This window comes from Sulfitobacter noctilucicola (genome assembly GCF_000622385.1).
GTDB lineage: Bacteria > Pseudomonadota > Alphaproteobacteria > Rhodobacterales > Rhodobacteraceae > Sulfitobacter > Sulfitobacter noctilucicola.
In genome coordinates this window covers 2,714,429-2,737,996 of sequence record NZ_JASD01000008.1, presented here as the reverse complement: position 1 = coordinate 2,737,996, position 23,568 = coordinate 2,714,429, and the positions used below count along the sequence as shown (strand labels likewise).

The 23,568-nt window shown below is 58.0% G+C and carries 21 protein-coding genes; 14 read left to right on the top strand and 7 right to left on the bottom strand.

Annotated elements, in window-relative coordinates:
* The first annotated feature begins 13 nt into the window (after positions 1 to 13).
* On the top strand, positions 14 to 649 hold the full coding sequence (locus tag Z946_RS0116970) for a hypothetical protein (RefSeq protein WP_025056918.1): 636 nt from the start codon (positions 14 to 16) through the stop codon (positions 647 to 649).
* 6 nt (positions 650 to 655) lie between these two features.
* Here the strand turns inward: Z946_RS0116970 and Z946_RS0116965 are convergent, their stop codons facing one another.
* Positions 656 to 3,109, bottom strand: coding sequence for an ATP-dependent helicase (locus Z946_RS0116965; RefSeq protein ID WP_025056917.1), 2,454 nt, complete (start codon positions 3,107 to 3,109; stop codon positions 656 to 658).
* A gap of 171 nt (positions 3,110 to 3,280) precedes the next feature.
* On the opposite strand from Z946_RS0116965, the gene Z946_RS0116960 reads away from it, so the two are divergent.
* From Z946_RS0116960 to Z946_RS0116935, 6 genes are all read left to right on the top strand, one after another.
* Positions 3,281 to 4,420, top strand: a complete 1,140-nt coding sequence (locus Z946_RS0116960; RefSeq protein ID WP_025056916.1) for an alpha-hydroxy acid oxidase — start codon at positions 3,281 to 3,283, stop codon at positions 4,418 to 4,420.
* Between the two features lie 123 nt (positions 4,421 to 4,543).
* A complete protein-coding gene (locus Z946_RS0116955) occupies positions 4,544 to 7,984 on the top strand; it encodes a pyruvate carboxylase (RefSeq protein WP_025056915.1) in 3,441 nt (1,146 codons plus the stop codon).
* Positions 7,985 to 8,134: 150 nt separating this feature from the next.
* Positions 8,135 to 8,500: a hypothetical protein gene (locus tag Z946_RS0116950; RefSeq protein ID WP_025056914.1), complete on the top strand. Its 366-nt coding sequence runs from the start codon at positions 8,135 to 8,137 to the stop codon at positions 8,498 to 8,500.
* Positions 8,501 to 8,567: 67 nt separating this feature from the next.
* On the top strand, positions 8,568 to 9,956 hold the full coding sequence (locus tag Z946_RS0116945; RefSeq protein ID WP_025056913.1) for a PepSY-associated TM helix domain-containing protein: 1,389 nt from the start codon (positions 8,568 to 8,570) through the stop codon (positions 9,954 to 9,956).
* Positions 9,957 to 10,107: 151 nt separating this feature from the next.
* A complete protein-coding gene (locus tag Z946_RS0116940; RefSeq protein ID WP_025056912.1) occupies positions 10,108 to 10,488 on the top strand; it encodes a VOC family protein in 381 nt (126 codons plus the stop codon).
* A gap of 70 nt (positions 10,489 to 10,558) precedes the next feature.
* Entirely contained in the window at positions 10,559 to 11,047 is a 489-nt protein-coding gene (locus Z946_RS0116935) for a DUF2244 domain-containing protein (RefSeq protein WP_025056911.1), read from the top strand.
* 160 nt (positions 11,048 to 11,207) lie between these two features.
* On the opposite strand, the gene Z946_RS0116930 is transcribed toward Z946_RS0116935, so the two are convergent.
* Positions 11,208 to 11,666, bottom strand: coding sequence for a GatB/YqeY domain-containing protein (locus Z946_RS0116930; RefSeq protein WP_025056910.1), 459 nt, complete (start codon positions 11,664 to 11,666; stop codon positions 11,208 to 11,210).
* A gap of 197 nt (positions 11,667 to 11,863) precedes the next feature.
* Between Z946_RS0116930 and carA the strand changes: the two genes are divergently transcribed.
* The gene (gene carA, locus Z946_RS0116925) at positions 11,864 to 13,039 is read left to right on the top strand and encodes a glutamine-hydrolyzing carbamoyl-phosphate synthase small subunit (RefSeq protein ID WP_025056909.1); all 1,176 of its coding nucleotides are present in this window, start codon (positions 11,864 to 11,866) and stop codon (positions 13,037 to 13,039) included.
* An 87-nt stretch (positions 13,040 to 13,126) separates the two neighbouring features.
* Positions 13,127 to 15,046: a glycosyltransferase family 2 protein gene (locus Z946_RS0116920; protein ID WP_025056908.1), complete on the top strand. Its 1,920-nt coding sequence runs from the start codon at positions 13,127 to 13,129 to the stop codon at positions 15,044 to 15,046.
* On the opposite strand, the gene Z946_RS0116915 is transcribed toward Z946_RS0116920, so the two are convergent.
* On the bottom strand, positions 15,009 to 15,662 hold the full coding sequence (locus tag Z946_RS0116915) for a GntR family transcriptional regulator (protein ID WP_025056907.1): 654 nt from the start codon (positions 15,660 to 15,662) through the stop codon (positions 15,009 to 15,011). The genes Z946_RS0116920 and Z946_RS0116915 overlap by 38 nt on opposite strands.
* Positions 15,663 to 15,788: 126 nt before the next feature.
* On the opposite strand from Z946_RS0116915, the gene Z946_RS0116910 reads away from it, so the two are divergent.
* Both Z946_RS0116910 and Z946_RS0116905 read left to right on the top strand, forming a co-directional pair.
* A complete protein-coding gene (locus tag Z946_RS0116910; protein WP_025056906.1) occupies positions 15,789 to 16,436 on the top strand; it encodes a pyrimidine 5'-nucleotidase in 648 nt (215 codons plus the stop codon).
* Between the two features lie 9 nt (positions 16,437 to 16,445).
* Positions 16,446 to 17,642: a UbiH/UbiF family hydroxylase gene (locus tag Z946_RS0116905; RefSeq protein ID WP_025056905.1), complete on the top strand. Its 1,197-nt coding sequence runs from the start codon at positions 16,446 to 16,448 to the stop codon at positions 17,640 to 17,642.
* A 42-nt stretch (positions 17,643 to 17,684) separates the two neighbouring features.
* On the opposite strand, the gene Z946_RS0116900 is transcribed toward Z946_RS0116905, so the two are convergent.
* A complete protein-coding gene (locus tag Z946_RS0116900; RefSeq protein ID WP_025056904.1) occupies positions 17,685 to 18,809 on the bottom strand; it encodes an aminotransferase class V-fold PLP-dependent enzyme in 1,125 nt (374 codons plus the stop codon).
* Between the two features lie 268 nt (positions 18,810 to 19,077).
* Here Z946_RS0116900 and Z946_RS21165 point away from each other — a divergent pair, with 268 nt between their 5' ends.
* A complete protein-coding gene (locus tag Z946_RS21165; protein WP_025056903.1) occupies positions 19,078 to 20,166 on the top strand; it encodes a Hint domain-containing protein in 1,089 nt (362 codons plus the stop codon).
* A gap of 19 nt (positions 20,167 to 20,185) precedes the next feature.
* On the opposite strand, the gene Z946_RS0116890 is transcribed toward Z946_RS21165, so the two are convergent.
* Both Z946_RS0116890 and Z946_RS0116885 read right to left on the bottom strand, forming a co-directional pair.
* A complete protein-coding gene (locus Z946_RS0116890; protein ID WP_025056902.1) occupies positions 20,186 to 20,641 on the bottom strand; it encodes an Lrp/AsnC family transcriptional regulator in 456 nt (151 codons plus the stop codon).
* Positions 20,638 to 21,093 (bottom strand): Lrp/AsnC family transcriptional regulator, encoded by a 456-nt coding sequence (locus Z946_RS0116885; RefSeq protein WP_025056901.1) that lies wholly within the window; start codon positions 21,091 to 21,093, stop codon positions 20,638 to 20,640. The genes Z946_RS0116890 and Z946_RS0116885 overlap by 4 nt, the downstream gene beginning before the upstream one ends.
* A gap of 150 nt (positions 21,094 to 21,243) precedes the next feature.
* Between Z946_RS0116885 and ilvC the strand changes: the two genes are divergently transcribed.
* Entirely contained in the window at positions 21,244 to 22,266 is a 1,023-nt protein-coding gene (gene ilvC, locus Z946_RS0116880; RefSeq protein ID WP_025056900.1) for a ketol-acid reductoisomerase, read from the top strand.
* 56 nt (positions 22,267 to 22,322) lie between these two features.
* On the opposite strand, the gene Z946_RS21695 is transcribed toward ilvC, so the two are convergent.
* Positions 22,323 to 22,493, bottom strand: a complete 171-nt coding sequence (locus Z946_RS21695; protein ID WP_169736910.1) for a hypothetical protein — start codon at positions 22,491 to 22,493, stop codon at positions 22,323 to 22,325.
* 136 nt (positions 22,494 to 22,629) lie between these two features.
* Between Z946_RS21695 and Z946_RS0116870 the strand changes: the two genes are divergently transcribed.
* A complete protein-coding gene (locus Z946_RS0116870) occupies positions 22,630 to 23,553 on the top strand; it encodes a DMT family transporter (RefSeq protein ID WP_025056899.1) in 924 nt (307 codons plus the stop codon).
* Positions 23,554 to 23,568: the final 15 nt, after the last annotated feature.

Sequence of the window (23,568 nt, the reverse complement as noted above, 5' to 3'; positions counted from 1 at the left end):
CAGGATGCATATCATGACCAAAACGTCACTTTCTCTCACCGCTGCCCTGTCGATGTTCCTTGCCCTGCCGCTGGTCGCCGAACAGCCGCGGGTCTACGGGCCCGAACACACCTATGCATCGGTTGCCGATGTCACGCTGACCCGCGAACAGCGCCGCCACTACAATGAATTCAAGAACCGCAAGGCCTACTTCGGTGCCTTCTATGCCGCCGCCGAAGGCGACGGATCGTTCTACAGCTACAGCTATCACAACCTGAACACGGCCAAGGCCGTCGCCAAACGCGGCTGCGAGGCTTACGCAAATGGTCCCTGCACCTTCTACGGCGTTGCCGTGCCCGAAGGCGTGGACCCGAACGAGACATTCGCCAGCGGGTTGGGGGCCATCACCGCCCATGATCTACAGGGCGTCTACCGCGACATGCAAACCACCACAGGCTATGGCGCATTCGCCATTTCAGGTGCAGGCGATCACGGCTATTCCCACGGCTGGCCCAATATGGACGAAGCCCGCGCAACCGCCATCGCCTATTGCGAGGCTGAAGTGGCCGAGGAAATGACAAATATCCGCATCGAAGATCGCAGGTGGGCGCGCGCGAACGGCCTGACCACTTGCCGCGTCATTGACACCTACACGCCGCCCAGCCAGTAACGCGCTCTAGAACGGCACATCATCACAACCGGTGAGGAAGCGGGACACGACCTTTTTGGTCCCCGCTTTCTCGAATTCCACTTCCAGCTTGTCGCCCTCGATACCGATGATCGCGCCATAGCCGAACTTCTGGTGGAACACGCGCTCCCCCATCATGAAGCTGCTGACCGCGTTCATATCAATCGTCATATTGCGGGATTCCGCAGGCTGCGAGATGCCCCGCTCCCCTGCCCGCGCCTGCAACCGCCGCCAACCGGGTGAATTATAGACATTCGCCTCTGCCGCCTTGTTGTGCAGGTTCGAGCCCATCATCTCTTGTTCGCGCACGGAGGCAGACGACGCCATACCAGCCGCGCCAAATCCGCCGCCATACAGACCCGGTGGCGTCAGCACCTCAACATGATCCTCTGGCAATTCGTCAATAAACCGTGACGGCATGGAGGATTGCCACTGCCCGAAAACCCGCCGGTTCGCGGCAAAGCTGATCGTGCAAATCGCCTCGGCCCGCGTGATGCCGACATAAGCAAGCCTGCGTTCTTCTTCCAATCCCTTGATCCCGCTCTCGTCCATAGAGCGTTGTGAAGGGAACAGCCCGTCTTCCCACCCGGGCAGAAACACTGCCGGAAATTCCAGACCCTTGGCCGCATGCAGCGTCATGATACTGACCTTCGCACCGCCGTCATCGCTTTCGTTGTCCATAATCAGGCTGACATGCTCAAGGAACCCTTGCAGGTTCTCGAACTGTTCCAGCGCCTTGACCAGTTCCTTGAGGTTCTCCAGCCGCCCCGGCGCTTCGGGCGTCTTGTCGTTCTGCCACATGCCGGTATAGCCGGACTCGTCCAGAATAATCTCTGCCAGCTCCATATGGGACATCTCTGGCGGTCCGTATTCCTGCCGCACTGGTCCGGTCTCATCATCCAGAACAGCGTTTTCAACATCCACCGGCATCGCAGGTCCGCGCAGCTTGCTGTTCCAGCGCTCGATCCCGTCGATCAACAACCGCAACTGTGCGGCCCCCTTGCCAGTAAGGCCGCCCTCGGACAGCAGGATGCGTGCACCATCCACAAGGTTAACCCCGTGTTGCCGCGCCGTGACCTGTATCTTTTGCTGCGCTTTATCGCCAAGGCCCCGCTTTGGTGTATTCACAATCCGTTCGAACGCAAGATCATCATCCGGGCTGGTGACAACGCGGAAATAGGCCATCGCATCGCGGATCTCCATCCGCTCGTAAAAACGCGGGCCGCCGATTACGCGATACGGCAATCCGATGGTCAGAAACCGGTCTTCGAAGGCGCGCATCTGGTGCGACGCCCGCACCAAGATCGCCATGTGATCCAGCGACACAGGTTCCATCCCGCGCGTGCCGCGCTGCATCGCCTCGACCTCGTCCCCGATCCAGCGGGCTTCTTCTTCGCCGTCCCAATGGCCGATCAGGCGCACTTTTTCGCCCTCGTCCCGTTCGGTCCAAAGTGTTTTGCCCAAACGCCCCTGATTACCGGCAATCACGCCGGACGCAGCTGCCAGAATATGCGGGGTTGAGCGGTAGTTCTGTTCCAGCTTGACCACATGGGCACCGGGGAAATCCGTCTCGAACCGCAGGATGTTGCCCACTTCGGCCCCGCGCCAGCCATAGATCGACTGATCGTCATCCCCCACACAGCAGATGTTCTTGTGCCCCTGCGCCAGCAGCCGCAACCACAGGTATTGAGCGACGTTGGTATCCTGATACTCGTCGACAAGGATGTATTTGAACCAGCGCTGGTATTGCTCCAGCACGTCGGGGTGGTTCTGGAATATCGTCACCATATGCAGCAACAGATCACCGAAATCTGTGGCATTCAGCTCGGTCAGCCTCGCCTGATAGGCGGCATAGAGTTTAGGGCCAAGGTGGTTATAGGCACCCGCATCCGCGACCGGCACCTTATCCGGTGTGATCGCCTTGTTCTTCCAAGCGTCGATGATCCCCGACAACATACGCGCCGGCCAGCGTTTATCATCGATATCCTCGGCACGGATCAATTGTTTGAGCAGACGCAGCTGGTCGTCAGTGTCCAGAATGGTGAAGTTGCTTTTTAACCCCACCAGTTCCGCATGACGGCGCAGCAACTTCACGCAGATGGCGTGGAATGTGCCCAGCCACGGCATTCCCTCAACATGCTGCCCCAACATGGACCCCACGCGATTCTTCATCTCCCGCGCGGCTTTGTTGGTAAAGGTCACCGCCAGAATCTCGTTGGGCCGCGCCCGCCCCGTTTGCATCAGGTGCACAATACGCGTGGTCAGCGCCTTTGTCTTGCCAGTACCAGCCCCCGCAAGCATCAACACAGGGCCGTCCATCTGCTCCACGGCGGCGCGTTGTGCAGGGTTCAACCCGTCAAGATACGGCTGTGGCCGTGCTGCCATCGCACGTGCCGACAAAGATGCGCCTTCAAAGGCGTCCATTTCATCAAAATCGCTCATGACGCTAACCTAGCGAGGTATCCATCAAAGGAAAACCCATGTTCCACAGATGTTCCTCACGTCTTCACAAAGAATTTTCACCGCTTTGCCCACGGTGCCCGGCTGCGCTTGGCGCATAAACCCGAACCTCTCTTACTGGACAATCCGCGCCCACTAGGCACAGATACGTTTATGGATTTACACAGCCGCTATCCCGCACTTTCCGATCTCCGCCGTCTTGCAAAAAGGCGCATTCCAAAATTTGTATGGGAGTACCTCGACAGCGGGACAGGCAACGAAGCGACGAAATCCCGCAACAGGACCGAGCTGGACAAAATCGGTTTCCCGCCTTCGATTCTGCATGGCGATATCACTCCTGATCTCACCACGTCTTTTCTGGGCCAGACCTACCCCTTGCCGTTCGGGATCGCGCCCATCGGCATGTCCGGCCTGATCTGGCCCGGAGCAGAGCCGGCACTTGCACAGGCCGGTGCCACACATAACATCCCCTATTGCATCTCGACCGTGGCCACGCGCAGCCCCGAAGACATGGCCCCCCACATTGGCGAGCACGCGTGGTTCCAGCTTTATCCGCCACGTGATCCCGACATTCGCCGTGACATGCTGGCAAGAGCCAAAGATGCAGGTTTTAACACGCTCGTTCTTACAGTTGATGTGCCGACATCCTCGCGCCGGGAGCGGCAGGTCCGCTCGGGCCTTACCAACCCGCCCAAGATCACTCCGCGGATTTTGGCCCAGATCGCAACCTGTCCCACATGGGCAATGGAGACCGCAAAACGTGGCATGCCCTACATGCGCGGGATCGACAAATACACATCCGCCGCGACCGAAGGCCTGCCGCCCACCGCCCATGTCGGCTATCTTTTGCGGACTTCACCGGATTGGAGCTATGTGACCTGGCTGCGCGACAATTGGGACGGTCCTTTGGTGGTCAAAGGTGTGATGCGCGGCGAAGACGCTACACGGCTCGAAACAATGGGCGCGGATGCCATCTGGATCTCGAACCACGCAGGCCGTCAGTTTGACGCGTCTCCCGCGTCCATTGAGGCCCTCCCCGCCATCCGCGCAGCCACCAAGTTGCCGCTGATTTTCGACAGTGGTGTGGAATCCGGCCTCGATATCCTGCGCGCCCTCGCCCTAGGCGCTGACTTTGTCATGCTGGGGCGTGCATTCCATTTTGCGCTGGGCGCTATGGGCGCGAAGGGGGTCGATCACCTGATCGATATTCTGGCCAAAGATATGGCGGCGAATATGGGCCAGCTTGGTGCCGCAGACCTCGGATCACTTCCCGATACGCTGAAACTAGGATGACATCGCCCGCCACGCCACACAGCGGGTCAATTGTTTCACGAATGTGACAAACTGCGGGGTATTGGGTATTGTGCCGCAGTGCGGCGTCCCTAGAGTGCGCGACAGCAAAGACCGGAGAACCAAATGCCCGACTTCAAGAAAATCCTCATCGCCAACCGCGGCGAAATCGCGATCCGCATCATGCGCGCGGCCAACGAGATGGGCAAGAAAACCGTCGCCGTTTACGCCGAAGAGGACAAACTGGGCCTGCACCGCTTCAAGGCTGATGAGGCCTACCGCATCGGTGAGGGCCTTGGCCCCGTTGCCGCCTACCTGAGCATCCCAGAGATCATTCGCGTCGCCAAAGCCTCCGGTGCTGACGCGATCCATCCCGGTTACGGTCTGCTGTCGGAAAACCCCGAGTTCGTGGACGCCTGCGAAAATAACGGCATTACCTTTATCGGCCCCAAGGCTGAAACCATGCGGGCGTTGGGCGACAAAGCCAGCGCCCGTCGCGTAGCGCAAGAAGCCGGTGTTCCGGTCATCCCCGCCACTGAAGTGCTGGGCGATGACATGGATGCCATCCGCAAGGAAGCCGCAGAAGTCGGCTATCCTTTCATGCTCAAAGCCTCTTGGGGGGGCGGCGGTCGCGGCATGCGACCTATCTATGAAGAGAGCGAGTTGGAGGAGAAAGTCCTCGAAGGCCGCCGCGAGGCCGAAGCCGCTTTCGGCAACGGCGAAGGTTACCTTGAAAAGATGATCCTCAAGGCGCGCCATGTCGAAGTGCAGATCCTTGGCGACAAGCACGGTGAAATCTACCACCTGTACGAGCGTGACTGCTCCGTCCAGCGCCGCAACCAAAAAGTGGTTGAGCGCGCTCCCGCCCCCTACCTCACCGAAGAACAGCGCACCGAAATCTGCGATCTTGGCCGCAAGATCTGCGCCCATGTGAACTACGAATGCGCAGGCACCGTCGAATTCCTGATGGATATGGCCGACGGCAAGTTCTACTTCATCGAAGTGAACCCGCGCGTGCAGGTCGAACATACCGTCACCGAAGAAGTCACCGGCATCGACATCGTGCAAGCGCAAATCCTGATCGCAGAGGGCAAGACCATCGCCGAAGCGACGGGCAAGGCGTCACAGGACGACATCCAGTTGCAAGGTCATGCCCTGCAAACGCGCATCACGACGGAAGACCCGCAGAACAACTTCATCCCCGACTATGGCCGCATCACCGCTTTCCGCGAAGCCACAGGTATGGGCATCCGACTTGACGGCGGCACCGCTTATTCAGGTGGCGTTATCACGCGCTACTACGACAGCCTGCTGGTAAAAGTAACCGCCAAGGCACAAACGCCCGAGCTTGCCATCGCCCGTATGGACCGCGCCTTGCGCGAATTCCGCATCAGAGGCGTATCGACCAATATCGCCTTTGTTGAAAATCTGCTGCATCACCCGAGTTTTCTCGACAATACCTACCACACCAAATTCATTGACGAGACGCCTGAGCTGTTCCAGTTCACCAAGCGCAAGGATCGCGGTACCAAGGTCCTGACCTACATCGCGGACATCACCGTGAATGGCCATCCCGAGACCAAAGGCCACCCGCGTCTGCCCGCGACCGTGCGCCAACCGAAACCACCGGAAAGCCGTGCAGAGCCGATGATGGGCACCCGCAACCTGCTGGAGCAAAAAGGCCCGCAAGCCGTGGCCGACTGGATGCAGGCCCAGCAACAACTGCTCATCACCGACACCACAATGCGCGACGGCCACCAAAGCCTGCTGGCCACCCGAATGCGCAGCCATGACATGATCAAGGTGGCCCCCGCCTACGCCGCCAACCTACCACAGCTTTTCTCCGTCGAGTGCTGGGGCGGTGCGACTTTCGACGTCGCCTATCGCTTCTTGCAGGAATGTCCGTGGCAGCGCCTGCGCGACCTGCGCGAACGCATGCCCAACCTGATGACGCAGATGCTTTTGCGCGCCTCAAACGGTGTGGGCTACACCAACTATCCCGACAATGTGGTGCAGTTCTTTGTAAAACAGGCCGCTGAATCCGGCGTTGATGTCTTCCGCGTCTTTGACAGCCTCAACTGGGTCGAAAACATGCGCGTCGCGATGGACGCCGTGATTGACGCCAACAAAGTCTGCGAAGGCACGATCTGCTACACCGGTGACATCTTTGACCCCGACCGTGCGAAGTATGACCTGAAATACTACGTCCAGATGGGCAAAGACCTGAAGGCCGCAGGTGCCCACGTGCTCGGTCTCAAGGACATGGCCGGATTGCTGAAGCCTGCTCAGGCGCGCGTGTTGGTTAAGGCGCTGAAATCAGAAGTGGGCCTGCCGATCCACTTCCATACGCACGACACTGCCGGCATTGCCTGCGCCACGATCCTTGCCGCGTCCGAAGCAGGCGTTGATGCCGTTGATTGCGCGATGGACGCGCTGTCAGGGAACACCTCGCAGGCAACTCTGGGCTCCGTTGTTTCAGCGCTCAAACACACCGACCGCGATACCGGCCTTGATATGGATGCGGTGCGCGAGATTTCCGATTATTGGGAAGAGGTCCGTCACCAGTACGGTGCGTTTGAGACCGGCATGCAGGCTCCGTCTTCAGAAGTATACCTCCATGAGATGCCCGGTGGTCAGTTCACCAATCTCAAGGCGCAGGCGTCCTCACTTGGTCTGGACGACCGTTGGCCCGAGGTCGCACGCACCTATGCGGATGTGAACCAGATGTTTGGTGATATCGTCAAAGTGACGCCGTCCTCGAAAGTTGTCGGTGACATGGCATTGATGATGGTGTCCCAAGGGCTAAGCCGGGCGGATGTCGAAGACCCCGAAACCGACGTGGCCTTCCCCGATTCAGTGATCGACATGATGCGCGGCAACCTCGGCCAGCCTCCCGGCGGCTTTCCTGATACAATCATCCGTAAGGCGCTAAAGGATGAAAAGCCCAATACCGAACGCCCCGGCAAGCACCTTGCCCCTGTCGATCTTGAAGCAACCCGCGCTGAACTTTCGAAGAAACTCGAAGGTCTGGAAATCGATAACGAAGACCTCGCTGGTTATCTGATGTATCCCAAGGTGTTCCTCGATTACATGGGCCGCCACCGCCAGTACGGGCCGGTGCGCACGTTGCCGACCCAGACTTTCTTTTATGGTATGGAGCCTTCCGAAGAAATCAGCGCTGAAATCGACCCCGGCAAGACGCTGGAAATCCGCATGCAGGCCGCAAGCGACACGAATGAAGATGGTGAGGTCAAAGTCTTCTTTGAACTCAACGGCCAGCCTCGTGTGATCCGCGTGCCCAACCGTCTGGTAAAGGCCACCACCATCCAGCGGCCAAAGGCAGACCCCGCCAATGAAAACCACATCGGTGCGCCTATGCCGGGTGTCGTGGCCTCCGTCGGTGCGGTAGTCGGCCAGCAGGTTCATGCAGGCGATCTGCTGCTGACGATTGAAGCGATGAAGATGGAAACGGGCATCCATGCAGAGCGCGACGCAGTTGTCAAAGCTGTGCATGTGACAGCAGGTGGTCAGATTGACGCCAAGGATTTGCTTGTAGAGCTGGAGTAAGGCGAGGCCCGCACGAATTCTGGCTCGCTTTCCGCTTTCGTTGCGGAAAGCAGCTCCACCTTTTACTGCCGCAAAGTAGTCTGGCTTGAAATGCCGCGCGTGCTAAAATTCCTCTCGTGCCATGCCCAGAAGTAATATAATCGACTTCCCATGCGCAGCACGACCCGGATGATAAGCAAGCTTCTTATATCTTTCGCCCTCATTGTGGCGATGGCGGTGTCCGCATTTGCGCATACCGGTGCGCGGCCTGCGTTGTCACCGGAACTTGAGGCCTATGTTGCTGCCGGCGGGACCTTGGCAGAGCTTTGCGGCACAGCAGGAGAGCAGGACGGAACACAAGGTCAGAAATGCGAAGCCTGCCGTTTGATTGGCGCTGCTCTCTTGCCACGCGATGCGCATGGCGTTCCGGTGGCACGCTGCGATCAGACGCGTATCCTGACCTTCGTCGCGAAACGGCTTCACAACAGCCGACCGCTTGACCCTGCACGCCAGACCCGCGCCCCACCCCAAGCCTGAACTTATCACAAACCAAAGTTCAAATTTTGCCCGCATTCACGCGGGTCTCAAGGCTTGGAGCCGACACATGACATCTACGAACATCAATGCGCAGCCCGAGGGCGGCGTGAACAAACTCTATTTCGCCGCTTGGCGCTGGCATTTCTATGCGGGGCTTGTCGTCCTGCCGTTTCTTACGATCCTTGCCATTACCGGCATGTCGATGCTGTGGATCGCATGGATTGACGGGCGGGATGGTGAACGCACTGCTGTGGTCCCTCAAGAGATCGTGCAGCCGGTATCGGTTCAGTCACAAGCGGCCGTCGCAGCCGTGCCGGACGGCGAGTTGAAGCAATATGTCGCACCGCGCACTGACGACGTTGCTGCCTTGTTCCGCGTAGATGCGGACGGAGATGCCATAATGGTTGCGGTTAATCCCTACACCGCTCAGGTGATCGAGACTTTCCCGCGCCGCAGCGGGTGGTACGATTTTGTCGACAATATTCATAGCGAACTGATGCTTGGCGTAACCGGTGACCGCATGCTGGAAACAGCGGCATCGCTTACCTTGGTCCTGATTGCCACGGGTCTTTACATGTGGTGGCCGCGCGAAGCCGGTTGGCGCAGGGCGCTGATCCCCCGCTTTGGCCAAGGACGCGCGCTGTGGAAATCCTTGCATGGTGTTGTCGGTATCTGGATTTCGCTCTTCCTCGTGTTTTTCCTGATCTCGGGGCTGGCCTGGGCCGGTATCTGGGGCGGCAAGATGGTGCAGGCATGGAGCCAGTTTCCGGCGGCGAAGTGGGACAATGTACCGTTGTCTGATGAAACCCACGCAAGCATGAACCACAATCGTCGCGAGGTGCCTTGGGCGCTTGAGCAAACCCCTATGCCTGCATCTGGCAGCAATGTAGGCACGGAAGGTGTTACTGCGGCTACGATTAGCATCGATACGGTAGATATGCTTGCGCGTGAGATCGGGTTTGACGCCCGCTATCAGTTGAATGTGCCGCAGTCGGACACAGGTGTCTGGACGCTAAGCCGGGATTCAATGAACACCGACAGCACTGATCCGATGTCGGACCGGACTGTTCACGTCGATCAGTTTACTGGCAAGATACTGGCGGATGTCCGGTTTGAAGATTACTCGCTTGCAGGCAAGGCGATGGCCGTTGGCATCGCGCTGCACATGGGCACACTTGGGTTCTGGAGCGTACTGGCTAATACTGTGGTCTGTCTCTCTGTTCTGTTCTTGTGCCTGAGTGCAGTCGTCTTGTGGTGGAAGCGCCGACCGGTCAACGCCGGACGCCTCTCTGCGCCGCCAATGCCGAAAGAGTTGCCCCTGTGGCAAGGCGCGGTTCTGGTGGGCCTGGCCGTATCTATGGCATTCCCCATGGCGGGTTTGGCATTGCTCACCGTCCTCGCTTTGGACACGCTGGTCCTCTCAAGGCTGCCACGGCTTCGCCGGAGGTTGACCTGAGCATGATCTGGCACTGCTCCCTAGGGAGCAGTGCCGATGGATCAGGAAGTGCGGGTAGCTTTGCACGCGGTGCATCGGAGTCCCAACCGCGAACTGTTCCTGCCCGCCGCCGCAGATGTTATGCAGATCCCGACAGTACAGGAAGACCGCTATGCAACTCTCCGCCCTCACGCTCATCATTCCCGACTATGATGAGGCCATCGCCTACTACACTCGGACCCTTGGCTTCACGCTGATCGACGACATTGATCAGGGCAGCAAACGCTGGGTCCGCATTGCCCCTTCTGCCAATGCCCAGACCGGGATCATCCTCGCGGAGCCCTCTACTCCGGCGCAGCGTAGTGCGATCGGAACCCAAGGCGCGGGCCGCGTGTGGTTGTTCTTGCAAACGCAGGACTTTGCGGCCGATCACGCCCGCATGACCAAAGCCGGCGTTACATTCGAGGAAGAACCCCGCCAAGAAGTTTACGGAACGGTCGCTGTCTTTGCCGATAAATTCGGCAATCGATGGGATTTGATCGAGTACGCCTGACCTGCCGCATCCTGTCGCATTGCAGCGCACCATAGGCGCGCTATCCTTTGCCATCCAAAGGATGACACTCATGCCCTACGAATGGAAAACCGCGCCTGATGCCCAGTTGCAAGAGATGCGCCTGTGGCCGCATCAGTCCCTGCCCGCGCGAGGGTTTGCAGCTTTCGTTCTGGCAACCTTTACGCTGATCCTGATCCCGATCTTCACCTTACTGGGAACTGTATTGTTGTGGGGGATGCTGCCCTTTGTGCTGATGGCCGTGGGGGGGATCTATCTCGCTTTGCAATCAAACTACAAATCCCGCCAGATCGAAGAGGTACTGACGCTGGATGCCGACAGCGCGCGTCTGATCCACACAAACCCGAAAGGCGAAGTGAAAGAATGGCACTGCAACCGGTATTGGACGCAGGTGCTCAAGTACGAACGCGACGGGCCTGTGCCGCACTATGTCACCCTGCGCGGAGAAGGCCGCGAGGTCGAAATCGGCAGTTTTTTGAGCGAGGAAGAACGCGTGGCGCTCTACGATGAATTGCAACGCAGTCTTTTGCGCGGGACCTGAATGATGCGGGTTATCGCTTTTCAGCTATGCTTCTCGAGAGCAAAACCGTCCGTCAGGAGGCGCTGACGTGATACATCAAGACAGGCCGGCAAGAACTTGATGTAATTAAATAAATTACTCCGATGGGAACCCAGGCCCATCGATAAACAAACCGTCAATCTTAGCTTAGGCGGTCTTTCACCATCGGACCGACCTTACCGAAATCCATCTGACCGGTGTATTTTGCTTTGAGGCTCCCGATCACCTTGCCCATGTCGCGGATGCTGTCCGCCCCAATTTCGGCAATGGCTGCATCGACAGCTGCGTTGGTCTCTTCTTCATTCAACTGACGTGGCAGGAACTCTTCAATGGTCTCGATCTCCGAGCGTTCCCGCTCCGCCAGATCAAGGCGACCGCCTTCTTCATAGGCGCGTGCGGATTCCATCCGCTGCTTGGTCATCTTGCCGAGGATCGACAGTACATCTGCCTCTGGCACACCCTCGTCGCTGCCGCCGGCACGAGCGTCGATGTCTTTGTCCTTAATTGCGGCGTTGATCAGCCTCAAAGTGGACAGACGTGCAGCGTCCTTGTCTCTCATCGCTTGTTTGAGAGCTTCTGAGATGCGTGTGCGCAGAACCATCTGGGGGGTATCCTGTCATTGTTCAAATCCGAGTTTCCGAACATAGACAAAGGCAAGCCATGGTGCAATGGCCCCTCGCCCGACGTAAGCCCATGATATATAATAAAATCTCATTTTCGCTCACACCTTGACCCTGCCATGGCCGAACGATATCTACTGCATCGTTTATCCCTTTCCAGCTGCCGGAGACTGCGCCGATGTCTGCCACTTCCAACGCACCGACACGCCCTACCGCCTGCCTTGCCCTCGCGGATGGTTCCCTGTTCTACGGCATGGGCTTTGGGGCCACGGGAATGACCGTCGCCGAGCTGTGTTTTAACACTGCGATGACCGGATATCAGGAGATTATGACCGATCCGTCTTATGCGGGTCAGGTTGTGACCTTTACCTTCCCGCATATCGGCAACACGGGCACCAATCCGCAGGATGACGAAACCGGTGATCCGGTTGCAGCAGGTATGGTGGTAAAGTGGATGCCTACCGACCCGTCGAACTGGCGCAACGTGCAGCCCCTGTCGGAATGGCTTGCTGCGCGTGGCCGTATCGCAATCGGTGGTGTTGATACCCGGCGGCTGACCCGCGCCATCCGCCATCAAGGTGCGCCACATGTGGCATTGGCCCATGATCCTGACGGAAACTTTGATATCGAGGCATTGATCAAGGCTGCGCGCGAATTTGGCGGTCTTGAAGGTGTCGATCTGGCCCGTGATGTCACCTGTGCACAATCTTACCGCTGGGATGAGATGCGCTGGGCGTGGCCTGACGGCTATTCCCGCCAAACCGAACCCAAGCACAAGGTTGTCGCAGTTGATTACGGTGCCAAGCGCAATATCTTGCGGTGTCTCGCGTCAGCCGGTTGCGAAGTGACGGTACTGCCCGCCTCTGCCACCTTTGAAGACGTGATGGCGCACAATCCTGACGGGGTATTCCTGTCCAATGGTCCAGGCGATCCAGCCGCGACAGGTGCCTATGCCGTGCCAATGATCCGCGACGTTCTGGATAAGACGGATGTGCCGATGTTTGGCATTTGTCTGGGACACCAGATGCTTGCACTCGCACTGGGGGCCAAGACCATCAAGATGAGCCACGGCCACCATGGCGCAAACCATCCGGTAAAAGACAACGACACCGGTAAGGTCGAGATTACTTCGATGAACCACGGTTTTGCTGTCGATGCACAAACGCTGCCAAAAGGCGTGGTTGAGACGCATGTTTCGCTTTTTGACGGCTCAAACTGCGGTATTCGTATGGAAGGCCGCCCGGTCTGGTCGGTTCAGCACCATCCCGAGGCCTCCCCCGGTCCACAAGACAGCTATTACCTGTTCGAACGGTTTGCAGCCGCAATGGCAGAAAAGAACAAAGCGCCAGCCTGATCGCAATTGCGACCAGCCCGAACATTAACACTGCATTAACCACGCTGTGATTAAGGTGCCTTACATTTGAGTTAAGGCACCGTTCCTATGAGTAACCTGCGGCTAGACCTTCTGGACCCGCAACTTGCCCGCCGCGTTGATCCCCCCATGCCCTTGGGGCGGTATCTGGTAGAGGCAGGTATTATCAGCAGCAGCGATCTGGTGCATGCGCTGGATCTTCAACGTCATGTCGATGCGCCTTTAGGCGAGATCCTTATCGCCGAGGGTCTGGCAGATCGCCGCGACGTTCTTGAAGCGCTGAGCCGTCAGCACAACACACAGATCGTCGATCTACGTGATGATCCGGCGCGCCCCAGCCTCGCCGCGCGCTTGCCTGTGGGGCTGTGTCTTCAGTTTCGCGCGGTGCTATGGATGGATATGGCGGGTGTGCTTCTGGTTGCAACCAGCAGGCCACATGAATTCGAAACCCTTCGTACAGCCCTGGGCGACCGCGTTCCCGCAATCTTACCGGTCATCGCGGACGAACAGCAAATCCAGAACGAGATTACCCGCCTTTACGGGGCGGAGCTGGCGCAGCAGGCTGCCCGCCGGGTGCCTGCCGCCATCAGCTGTCGCAATTGGAAGATCACGGGCCACAGCCGGACCATATGGGCGTTGGCAATAATCGCGTTTCTCATTGCGCTACTAGTCATAGCGCCGCTCTGGACCCTGACCGTCGCAATCCTCTGGGCCTTTGTGACTTTGCTGATGACCACAACACTTAAGTCGGCAGCACTCTGGTCACAGATCGCGCACAAGGCCACCGAAACGCCGCCTGCGCTTTTTCCCCGCCATGCCATGCCCTACCGTCTACCGCGTGTCTCTATGCTGGTTCCCCTGCTTAAGGAAAAGGAAATCGCCGGTGCCTTGATTGCCCGCCTCACGCGGCTGACGTACCCCAAATCCCTGTTGGATGTCGTACTCGTCCTTGAGGAAGGCGATACAACTACTCACGAGACACTAGCACGCACGGCCTTGCCGCCGTGGATCAGCGTGGTCGAGGTGCCCGAGGCTGACAAACTGACAACCAAACCGCGCGCACTCAACTACGCGCTCGATTTTTGCAAAGGCAGCATCATCGGTGTCTGGGATGCGGAAGACGCGCCTGATCCGGACCAGCTCGAACGCGTCGTCAGCCGCTTTCACAAAGCGCCGGAAAATGTTGCCTGCCTTCAGGGCATCCTTGACTATTATAATAGCGAATCCAATTGGTTATCGCGCTGCTTTACCATCGAGTATGCGTCATGGTGGCGGGTTCTTTTGCCCGGGGTGGCACGTCTGGGGCTGGTCATTCCATTGGGCGGCACAACGCTTTTCTTTCGCCGCGCGATCCTTGAAGAGCTGGCCGGGTGGGACGCGCATAACGTGACAGAAGACGCGGACCTCGGCGTGCGATTGGCCCGCCGCGGCTATGTCACGGAACTGCTCCCTACTGTCACACATGAAGAAGCGAATTGCCGACTGTGGCCTTGGGTGCGGCAACGCTCCCGTTGGCTCAAAGGGTTTTTGATTACGTGGTGTGTCCACATGCGCCACCCCATGCAATTGCTGGCCGATCTAGGGTGGTTGCGTTTCCTGGGGCTTCAGACAATGCTACTGGCCACGGTATCGCAATTCGCCTGCGCGCCACTGTTATGGTCGTTCTGGCTTGCGGCATTGGGGTTTGGTCACCCGATTGAGACAACGCTTGGCACACCGGTCCTGTGGTCCATGGTGGGCGTCTTTATCCTATCTTCGACTTTGAACCTTGGCCTGTCGATCCTCGCTGTCTCCGGCAAGGAGCATAGGCATCTGATGTGGTGGGTCTTCACTACGCCGTTCTATTACCCTTTGGGTGCATTGGCCGCGTTCAAGGGATTACACGAATTCGTGGTAAGCCCCTTTTTCTGGGACAAGACAGAGCACGGCGTCACGCCACCAACGTCCGATACTATCCTTCCCGCTCAAGCCGCGCAGCCTCTTGCTTGAGCCGTGTCACGAAAGCCACAGAGATATGTTCACGCAAGGCGGCATCAGCGCCGTCTTCGTCACGTGCCTCAATCATCGCCACGATCTTGGCATGCTCCGCCTGTGCAATTTCACCCCGCCCTTCGGCCGCAAGCGACGTCGTCGCCATCAGGGCCATTGAACGGTAAACAAGGTCCAGCTGCTGTACCAGATACCGGTTATGCGATGCCAGATGGACCTGTTTGTGAAACCGCCGGTTGCTGCGCGACAGCGCATGTGGCTGCTCTATCAACGCGTCATCCGCTTCGACCATCTCACGTAGAACCCGAACCTCTTCGGCAGTGGCATGGCGCGCGGCCAACCGTGCCGCCAGCCCCTCCAACTCGCCGCGCACAACATAAAGCTCTGCTGTCTGGTTGTGATCCAACGAAGCTACAATCAGGCTTCGTCCCTGGCGGGCCAACAGGGATTGCGTTTCGAGCCGCTGCAATGCTTCCCTGATGGGCGTACGCGAAACGCTAAACCGCTCCGCCAGCTCGCTTTCGACCAACCTGTCCCCCGGACGGTAAGTGCCCCCATCGATCGCATCAAGGATCATGGAGTAGGCATCGGTATTGCCAGGTTTCGGCCCCGTCATCGGCATAAGCTGTTCTCGTCCCGTTGTGTCGGGCACACCTTAGCCACCCGTCCCGTTTGCGCAAGCACCACCCGCCCGCCAGCCAGCCGCTTGCGCCGGTCCAGTCTAGCGCCTATCACGGCGGCCATGCCACGCGATGCCTTCTCACATGTTGATACTTGGGTCTTTGATCTGGACAACACGCTTTATCCGCCGTCCGCGCGACTTTTTGACCTGATCGAAGTCCGTATGACCGCGTGGGTGATGAATGCGCTTGGCGTGGACCGGACCGAAGCGGACCGCCTGCGTTTGCATTATTGGCAGACCCACGGCACCACGCTCGCAGGGCTGATGCGCGAGCATGACGTTGATCCTGCGCCTTACTTGACCGATGTGCACGACATCTCGATGGACAGCCTCGCGCCGGATCCCGACCTTGCTTCTCGCATCAAAAACCTGTCCGGTCGCCGCATCGTCTATACCAACGGTTGCGCACCCTATGCAGAGCGTGTGCTGGCCGCGCGCGGTCTCTCGGGCCTCTTTGATGCCGTCTACGGCGTTGAACATGCAGATTTTCTGCCAAAACCCGATCGTGATGCTTTCGATCGGATTTTTGCACTGGACGGGGTGACACCAGACCGTGCCGCCATGTTCGAAGATGATCCCCGAAATCTGGCAGCCCCGCACCAGATGGGCATGCGGACAGTGCATGTTGCCCCCGAGCCGTTGAGCGCGCCGCACATTGAGTATCATACGGACGATTTGTCCCGTTTCCTTGCCGCGCTTGTCGACTAGATATGTTTCATGAAATTTGATTGCGACATCCTGATCTCGGGCGGCGGCATTGCCGGACTGACAGCGGCAGCAGCCTTTGGCACCGCCGGGTTCAACGTTATCTGTGTGGATCCGGCACCGCCTGTGACCGAACGCGATGCAGCAGGCGCCGACATGCGCTCAACCGCGATGCTACAACCCGCCCGTGAAGTTCTCGAAAACGCCGGCGTCTGGGATGAACTCGCCCCTCACGCCGCCCCGTTGCAGATCATGCGGATCGTTGATGCGGGGGGAGAAGTGGCGGAACCGCGTGTGGTGCGGGAATTCAATGCATCCGAGATATCCGAGCAGCCTTTCGGCTGGAACTTTCCTAACTGGCTGTTGCGACATGCGCTTGTTGCTCGGCTCAAGGCGTTAACGAACGTGGATTTCCGCCCCGGGACCGGCACCCGTTCGCTTTTCACCCGAACCGCCTCAGCCAAAGTCGGACTGACGGATGGCACCAGCATCACAACGCCATTGGTGATCGCCGCGGATGGACGTGGAAGTCCGATGCGCGAGGCCGCAGGCATTGATGTGACAACCCGCCGCTACGGTCAGAAGGCGCTGGCCTTTGCCGTCACGCACCCCGTCCCGCACGAGAATGTCTCAACCGAGATTCATCGGACGGGCGGGCCGTTTACATTGGTACCGCTACCGGACCGCGACGGAATGCCAAGCTCTGCGATTGTCTGGATGGACGATGGCCCACTGACGCAAGCGCGAGCCGAGATGGATGTGACCGCTTTTGCAGCAGAGATGACAGAACGTTCGTGCAGTCTCTTCGGGCCACTTACCCTCGCCAGTCCACGCAACTGCTGGCCGATCATCAGCCAGCATGCCGCACGGTTGAACGGTGAGCGGGTGGCGCTGATTGCTGAGGCCGCGCATGTGCTGCCCCCTATCGGGGCGCAAGGGTTGAATATGTCCCTGAAAGACGTCTCCACCTTGCTCGGTTTGGCACAGAAAAGCCCCGAAGATCTAGGCAGTGCCACTATGCTGGAGGCGTATCACAAGGCCCGCTATGGCGACATCCAGTTGCGGGTAAACGGTATCGATATGCTCAACCGCGTCTCGCAGGCCAGCAGCCCGCTGGCCCGCGATATCCGTGCAACCGGACTGGATGCGCTTTATGCGATGGCCCCTGTGCGCAAACTGCTGATGCAGATGGGGCTAGGCATGCGCTGACGGGTTGTAAGGTGGGCAGCCGCCCACCCCCGAACCATTCATTTAAAGAACTTCGTCGACAACCGATGCCAAGCGTCCAAGCGTGGCGTCCACATCATAAAGCTTGTCGAGACCGAACAAACCCAACCGGAAGGTGCTGAACCCGTCCGGCTCGCCAACTTGCAACGGCACACCTGCCGCGATTTGCATCCCGTGCTCTGCAAATTTCTTGCCGGTCTTGATATCGGGGTCACTGGTATAGGCAACCACCACACCCGGTGCGCCGTATCCTTCGACTGCAACAGATTGCACGCCCTTGTCGGCCAGCATCTTGCGCACGCCGTCACCCAGCTTCCACTGCGCTTCTTTTAGCCGCTCGAACCCGTACTCCTTGGTCTCGATCATCGTGTCCCGGAACATGCGCAGCGCGTCCGTCGGCATTGTTGCATGATACGCATGGCCGCCGTCTTCATAGGCTTTCATAATCGCACGCCATTTGCCCAGATCAATCGAGAAACTGTCAGAGGTTGTCTCGGCCAGACGCGCCTCGGCGCGTGCTGACATCATTACCAACCCGGCTGCCGGAGACGCCGACCACCCCTTTTGCGGCGCGGAGATCAACACATCCACACCCAGCGCCCGCATGTCGACCCACGCGCAGCCCGACGCGATGCAGTCAAGCACCATCAGCGCACCCACATCATGGGCGGCCTTGGCCATCTGGGCTACATAATCATCCGGTAGGATAACACCGGCGCTTGTTTCTACGTGCGGTGCAAAAACAACCTGCGGCTTTTCCTCGTGGATGGCAGCCACCACATCCTGAATGTCTGCGGGCACGAAAGGAGATGTGGCTGAATTGCCTTGCTGGCGAGCTTTCATCACCGTCGTCTTCGCGGTAAGGCCGCCTGTCTCGATGATCTGTGACCACCTGTAAGAGAACCAGCCATTGCGCACGACCAAAGCATCGACACCACGGGCAAACTGCCGCGCAACCGCTTCCATCGCATAGGTCCCGCCACCCGGGATGACGGCCACAGCATCGGCCTGATACACATCTTTGAGCATCTCCGAGATATCGCGCATCACCTGTTGGAAAGCGCCGCTCATGCTGTTGAGCGAACGGTCCGTGAATACAACTGAGAATTCTTCAAGTCCTGTTGGGTCGACTGTATTGAGCAATGCCATATCGGGTTTCCTCCACATTGGTTTTGGCTTGAATATGTGCCCGACGGACAATGTGCAAAGTCTATCTTTGTATACAATCAAGCGGCCCGCCTGCCCTACACCTCGCCCCCTGCCAGCACCAAGCGCCTGTTGCGCAAAAGACTCTGCTTTCATCTATAGGCTTAACAAAAGCCTAAGGATGCCACCAAGCACCGCGTTTTAGATTAGGGTGCTCTTAACGACCACACAGAGGGTCGAACAATTCGAGAGCAGATTTGATAACAGGCTGATGGCAGAAACAACGCTTTTGCTGAATGGTTTCAGCATCATAGGCGACCCACAGACGAATACAAACGCCAGAAGTGGCGGTAACCTTTTCATACACAACGGTGATGCTGTGTTTGAAGGGGACGATATCATTGCCTTTACTGTCACGAGTGTCACCGTAGATGGCGTTCTGACCGGTCAGTCTGTTATCACCGGCATTACCGTCTACGACAACGCGACAGACTACTACTACGAGACAGCCAGTTACACCTATACCGGCACAGCAGATATCGACGCCGGACGCAATAATATGGGCGACCGCTATCTGGAATTCGATGCCAGCGGGCTGACCTCGACCGATGCGAACGCTCCTGTTCTCGGCGATCTTGCACTCGCCGCAGGTATCGACATCCTCGGCACGCTTGCAACCATAAACGGCCCATTGAGGATCGCGACAAACGAAGACATTGATGTCAACGACGACGGTGTCATTTCGCCCGACGAAGAAGCTGACGGCGCGTTTTCGGATGATCTCAATGATTTGCTTTTTGTCTGTTTCACACGTGGGACACTGATCGAAACACCGTCGGGTCCGCGCTATATCGAAAGTCTGAAAGAGGGTGATCTGGTCAATACGCTGGATGACGGACCGCAACAGATCCGGTGGATCGCCGGTCGGAAGGTGGCCGGAACGGGCAACAATGCACCGGTTCATATCGCGGCAGGCGCACTCGGAAACATAAGGCCGATGGCCGTTTCCCAAAATCACAGAATGCTGGTGACCGGCCCTACGTCCGAATTGCTTTTTGGTCAGTCCGAAGTTCTGGTTGCCGCCAAGCATCTGGTCAATGATCGCACCATTCGTATCAAACCGTGTGCCTTCGTCTGGTATTACCACTTTCTGTGTGACAGCCACCAGATTGTCTTTGCCGAAGGATGCCCTACTGAAACGCTCTACCCCGGCACAGAAACGCTAAACGCCGTCGACCCCGCCGCGCGAGAGGAAATCGTTACACTCTTCCCCGAGCTGGAGTTGAAAGACACGCTCGATCCACTATCACGCTACACGTTGCGCGGATTTGAGGCATCGCTGCTGTATCACGTCGCCTAAAGCGTTGGCGCGAGCACTGCTAGAGGGGCCCCGCGAGCCGCTCTTCGCTTAGCAAGACATTCGCTTCCACCTCACCTGCGCCGGGCAATGTCATAATCCGCCGCCGCAAGACCCGCTCGAAATCCGGAAGGTCACGGGCAACCACGCGCAAGCGGTAATCATAGAGCCCCAGCACGTGCTCCACGGTCTGCACTTCCGGAATGCCTGACACGGCTCGCTCGAAATCCTCAAGACTAACGCGCCCCTTTGTGGCCAGTTTGATCCCCAGAAAAACGGTGACGCCAAAGCCCAGCTTTGCCGCATCCAGTCGAAGTCGTCTGCCCGACAGCACCCCTGCCTCTTCCAGCCGCCTGATCCGCCGCCATGTTGCAGGTTGCGACAGCCCAAGCCGCTTTCCCAATATACTGGCCGGTTGTCGCGCATCCCGGGCGAGCGCCATCACCAGTTTGCGATCGATATCATCAAGCGGCGTCATAACGGCAATGTCTGTTCTGACTTGATCCGCGCCACATGCATCAGTGCCTCAATGTCAGCGATATGCGGCAGACTGAGGATCTGGCTGCGATAGATTTGCTGATAATGCGCCATGTCCCGCGCAATGATGGACAAGCGGACGTCCACCCGCCCCAGAAAGGTCTGCACTTCGATCACCTCCGGCACTTTGCGCGCCGCTTCCAGAAAGCTGTCGAACGCGTTGCCTTGGGTCTTGTCCAGCGTAACGCGCAAGGACACCTCAACCGCATAGCCTAGCGCGGGCCAGTTCACTACCGCGCCGACCCCTTCGACAATTCCCTCTTCTTCCATCCGCGCCAACCGCCTCGCCGCCCTGCCCGGCGTCATGCCGCACCGCTCCGCCAACTCTCCGGGACTAAGGCTCGGTTCCGCCTGCCAATAGCGCAACAAGCGACGATCCTGATCATCAAGCATGATTTTTCCACTTTTTCCACTTTTGGAGAATAACTATTCTTTGGTTGACCTATAAACCCAAAGAACACCGATGGCCACAAGCGCAAACATCCATATGGTGCATCGCAGAACACCCAAGAATGAAAAACACTCAAACCAAAGGACGAATTCATGCGCGTTTATTATGACCGTGACTGCGACGTAAACCTGATCAAGGACAAGAAAGTCGCAATCCTCGGCTACGGCTCCCAAGGCCACGCTCACGCCCTGAACCTGCGCGATTCCGGTGCAAAGAACCTTGTCGTCGCACTGCGCGAAGGGTCTGCTTCCAAAGCCAAGGCGGAAGGTGAAGGCCTCAAGGTTATGGAAATCGCCGAAGCTGCTGCTTGGGCTGATGTCATCATGTTCACAATGCCCGACGAGCTTCAGGCGGAAACATACAAAAAATACGTTCACGACAACATCCGCGAGGGTGCCGCCATCGCGTTCGCCCACGGCCTGAACGTGCACTTCGGCCTGATCGAGCCGAAAGAAGGCATCGACGTCATCATGATGGCACCTAAGGGCCCCGGCCATACCGTGCGCGGCGAATACACCAAAGGCGGCGGCGTGCCTTGCCTGGTTGCGGTTGACCGCGACGCGTCCGGCAAAGCGCTGGAAATCGGTTTGTCCTATTGCTCCGCCATCGGCGGCGGCCGTTCGGGCATCATCGAAACGAACTTCCGCGAAGAGTGCGAAACCGACCTCTTTGGTGAGCAGGCCGTTCTGTGTGGTGGTTTGGTTGAGCTGATCCGTATGGGCTTTGAAACACTGGTCGAGGCTGGATACGCACCCGAGATGGCCTATTTCGAGTGTCTGCACGAAGTAAAGCTGATCGTTGACCTGATCTATGAAGGCGGTATCGCCAACATGAACTACTCCATCTCGAACACAGCCGAGTATGGTGAATACGTTTCAGGCCCGCGCATCCTGCCTTACGACGAAACAAAGGCAAAAATGAAAGCAGTTCTGACAGACATCCAGAACGGCAAGTTCGTGCGCGACTTCATGCAGGAAAACACTGTTGGCCAGCCATTCTTCAAAGGTACGCGTCGTATCAACGACGAACACCAGATCGAACAGGTCGGTGCAAAGCTGCGCGAAATGATGCCATGGATTTCCGATGGCAAAATGGTCGACAAAGCCAAGAACTAAGCCAGACCCGGTCTGACACAACCAAAAGGCCCGGAAAAATCCGGGCCTTTTTTTACTTAGACGTCCGCGGGCTTACCGTGGGATGACTTGTCTGAAGCGAGCGTAGATTTACGCGCATTCGGGTTATCAATACGCTTTTCGACCATTTGCTTGCTTGCAAATGCAAACACGACCCAGATCAAAAGTGTGAAGGCGGCAAGGATGCCGATAAGGAAGGTCCAGTCCATTGGTTTGGTCTCCTGTGTAAATAAACTTGGGGAATAAACGCCGCGACAACGCTGTTTGTTCCGCTCTGCGGAAGATCGCCCCAAACTCGGCGGAATGTACATTGACCCTGTCGGTCGCGCCTCCTAAGCCCAGCGAATGAATGACGCCCCCAGAATAACCGCTGCAAGTTGGATGATGATCGCTGCGCTGGCCTTCATCTGGGGTGGGACTTTTTTGGTGACCGAAGTCGCCCTCACCGGCATGCCGCCTTTCTGGATTGCAGCATCACGGATCGGCTTTGCCGCTATTGTAATGCTTGTCATCTGGGCCTGGCGCGGCTTTTTGCTGTTTGACACCCGCCCTTCGCGGGCTGATCTGCTCACGACTTTCGCAATTAGCGGGCTAAGCGGTGCCATTCCATTTGCGTTGCTGGCGTGGGGCCAACAGCATGTAACGTCCGGATTTGCAGGCGTGTCCATGGCATCCACCGCCCTGATAATCCTGCCTCTTGCGCATTTTCTGGTCCCCGGAGAGCGCATGACATGGCGCAGGGTTTTAGGGTTTGTCGTCGGCTTTATCGGTGTTGCGATCCTGATCGGTGGTCAGGCTTTCGAAACCAACGGCGGGACGTTAGAAACAGCGGGTAGAATAGCCTGTTTTGGTGCATCAAGCTGCTATGCGCTCAGTTCCATCCTGATGCGTCGCCTGCCCGCCGTAGATGCCATCGGCCTCGCCACCATACTGCTCCTTATCGGATCTCTTTACAGTATCCCGCTTGCGCTGATCGCGGACGGCCCGCCCCCGATGCCCACAACGGACATATTGCTGGTGCTGCTGTTTTTGGGGCTGGTCCCTACAGCGGCAGCAAACTTTCTGCGGGTATTGGTGGTGCGCAGCGCGGGGCCTGTATTTATGTCTCTGGTCAATTACCAGGTGCCGGTCTGGTCCGTGGTTCTGGGCGCGTTGATCCTGTCCGAACCACTGCCCCCCACGTTGCTTTACGCGATGGTGCTGATCCTTGCCGGATTAGGTCTGAGCCAGTACGGCGCATTGCGGCGGCTGTTTGGCAAAGCGGGATAAGCCGGGATAAGGTTT

What these genes read in the sequence shown, in the direction of transcription:
- Z946_RS0116890 (WP_025056902.1), bottom strand. Translation starts at nt 20,641, where the DNA reads ATGACGCCGCTTGATGATATCGATCGCAAACTGGTGATGGCGCTCGCC.
- Z946_RS0116965 (WP_025056917.1), bottom strand. Translation starts at nt 3,109, where the DNA reads ATGAGCGATTTTGATGAAATGGACGCCTTTGAAGGCGCATCTTTGTCG.
- Z946_RS0116885 (WP_025056901.1), bottom strand. Translation starts at nt 21,093, where the DNA reads ATGCTTGATGATCAGGATCGTCGCTTGTTGCGCTATTGGCAGGCGGAA.
- Z946_RS0116900 (WP_025056904.1), bottom strand. Translation starts at nt 18,809, where the DNA reads ATGGCATTGCTCAATACAGTCGACCCAACAGGACTTGAAGAATTCTCA.
- Z946_RS0116915 (WP_025056907.1), bottom strand. Translation starts at nt 15,662, where the DNA reads ATGACGGGGCCGAAACCTGGCAATACCGATGCCTACTCCATGATCCTT.
- Z946_RS21695 (WP_169736910.1), bottom strand. Translation starts at nt 22,493, where the DNA reads ATGGACTGGACCTTCCTTATCGGCATCCTTGCCGCCTTCACACTTTTG.
- Z946_RS0116970 (WP_025056918.1), top strand. Translation starts at nt 14, where the DNA reads ATGACCAAAACGTCACTTTCTCTCACCGCTGCCCTGTCGATGTTCCTT.
- Z946_RS0116955 (WP_025056915.1), top strand. Translation starts at nt 4,544, where the DNA reads ATGCCCGACTTCAAGAAAATCCTCATCGCCAACCGCGGCGAAATCGCG.
- Z946_RS0116930 (WP_025056910.1), bottom strand. Translation starts at nt 11,666, where the DNA reads ATGGTTCTGCGCACACGCATCTCAGAAGCTCTCAAACAAGCGATGAGA.
- Z946_RS0116940 (WP_025056912.1), top strand. Translation starts at nt 10,108, where the DNA reads ATGCAACTCTCCGCCCTCACGCTCATCATTCCCGACTATGATGAGGCC.
- Z946_RS0116905 (WP_025056905.1), top strand. Translation starts at nt 16,446, where the DNA reads ATGAAATTTGATTGCGACATCCTGATCTCGGGCGGCGGCATTGCCGGA.
- Z946_RS0116960 (WP_025056916.1), top strand. Translation starts at nt 3,281, where the DNA reads ATGGATTTACACAGCCGCTATCCCGCACTTTCCGATCTCCGCCGTCTT.
- Z946_RS0116920 (WP_025056908.1), top strand. Translation starts at nt 13,127, where the DNA reads ATGAGTAACCTGCGGCTAGACCTTCTGGACCCGCAACTTGCCCGCCGC.
- Z946_RS0116950 (WP_025056914.1), top strand. Translation starts at nt 8,135, where the DNA reads ATGCGCAGCACGACCCGGATGATAAGCAAGCTTCTTATATCTTTCGCC.
- ilvC (WP_025056900.1), top strand. Translation starts at nt 21,244, where the DNA reads ATGCGCGTTTATTATGACCGTGACTGCGACGTAAACCTGATCAAGGAC.
- Z946_RS21165 (WP_025056903.1), top strand. Translation starts at nt 19,078, where the DNA reads ATGGCAGAAACAACGCTTTTGCTGAATGGTTTCAGCATCATAGGCGAC.
- Z946_RS0116870 (WP_025056899.1), top strand. Translation starts at nt 22,630, where the DNA reads ATGAATGACGCCCCCAGAATAACCGCTGCAAGTTGGATGATGATCGCT.
- Z946_RS0116910 (WP_025056906.1), top strand. Translation starts at nt 15,789, where the DNA reads ATGCCACGCGATGCCTTCTCACATGTTGATACTTGGGTCTTTGATCTG.
- Z946_RS0116945 (WP_025056913.1), top strand. Translation starts at nt 8,568, where the DNA reads ATGACATCTACGAACATCAATGCGCAGCCCGAGGGCGGCGTGAACAAA.
- Z946_RS0116935 (WP_025056911.1), top strand. Translation starts at nt 10,559, where the DNA reads ATGCCCTACGAATGGAAAACCGCGCCTGATGCCCAGTTGCAAGAGATG.
- carA (WP_025056909.1), top strand. Translation starts at nt 11,864, where the DNA reads ATGTCTGCCACTTCCAACGCACCGACACGCCCTACCGCCTGCCTTGCC.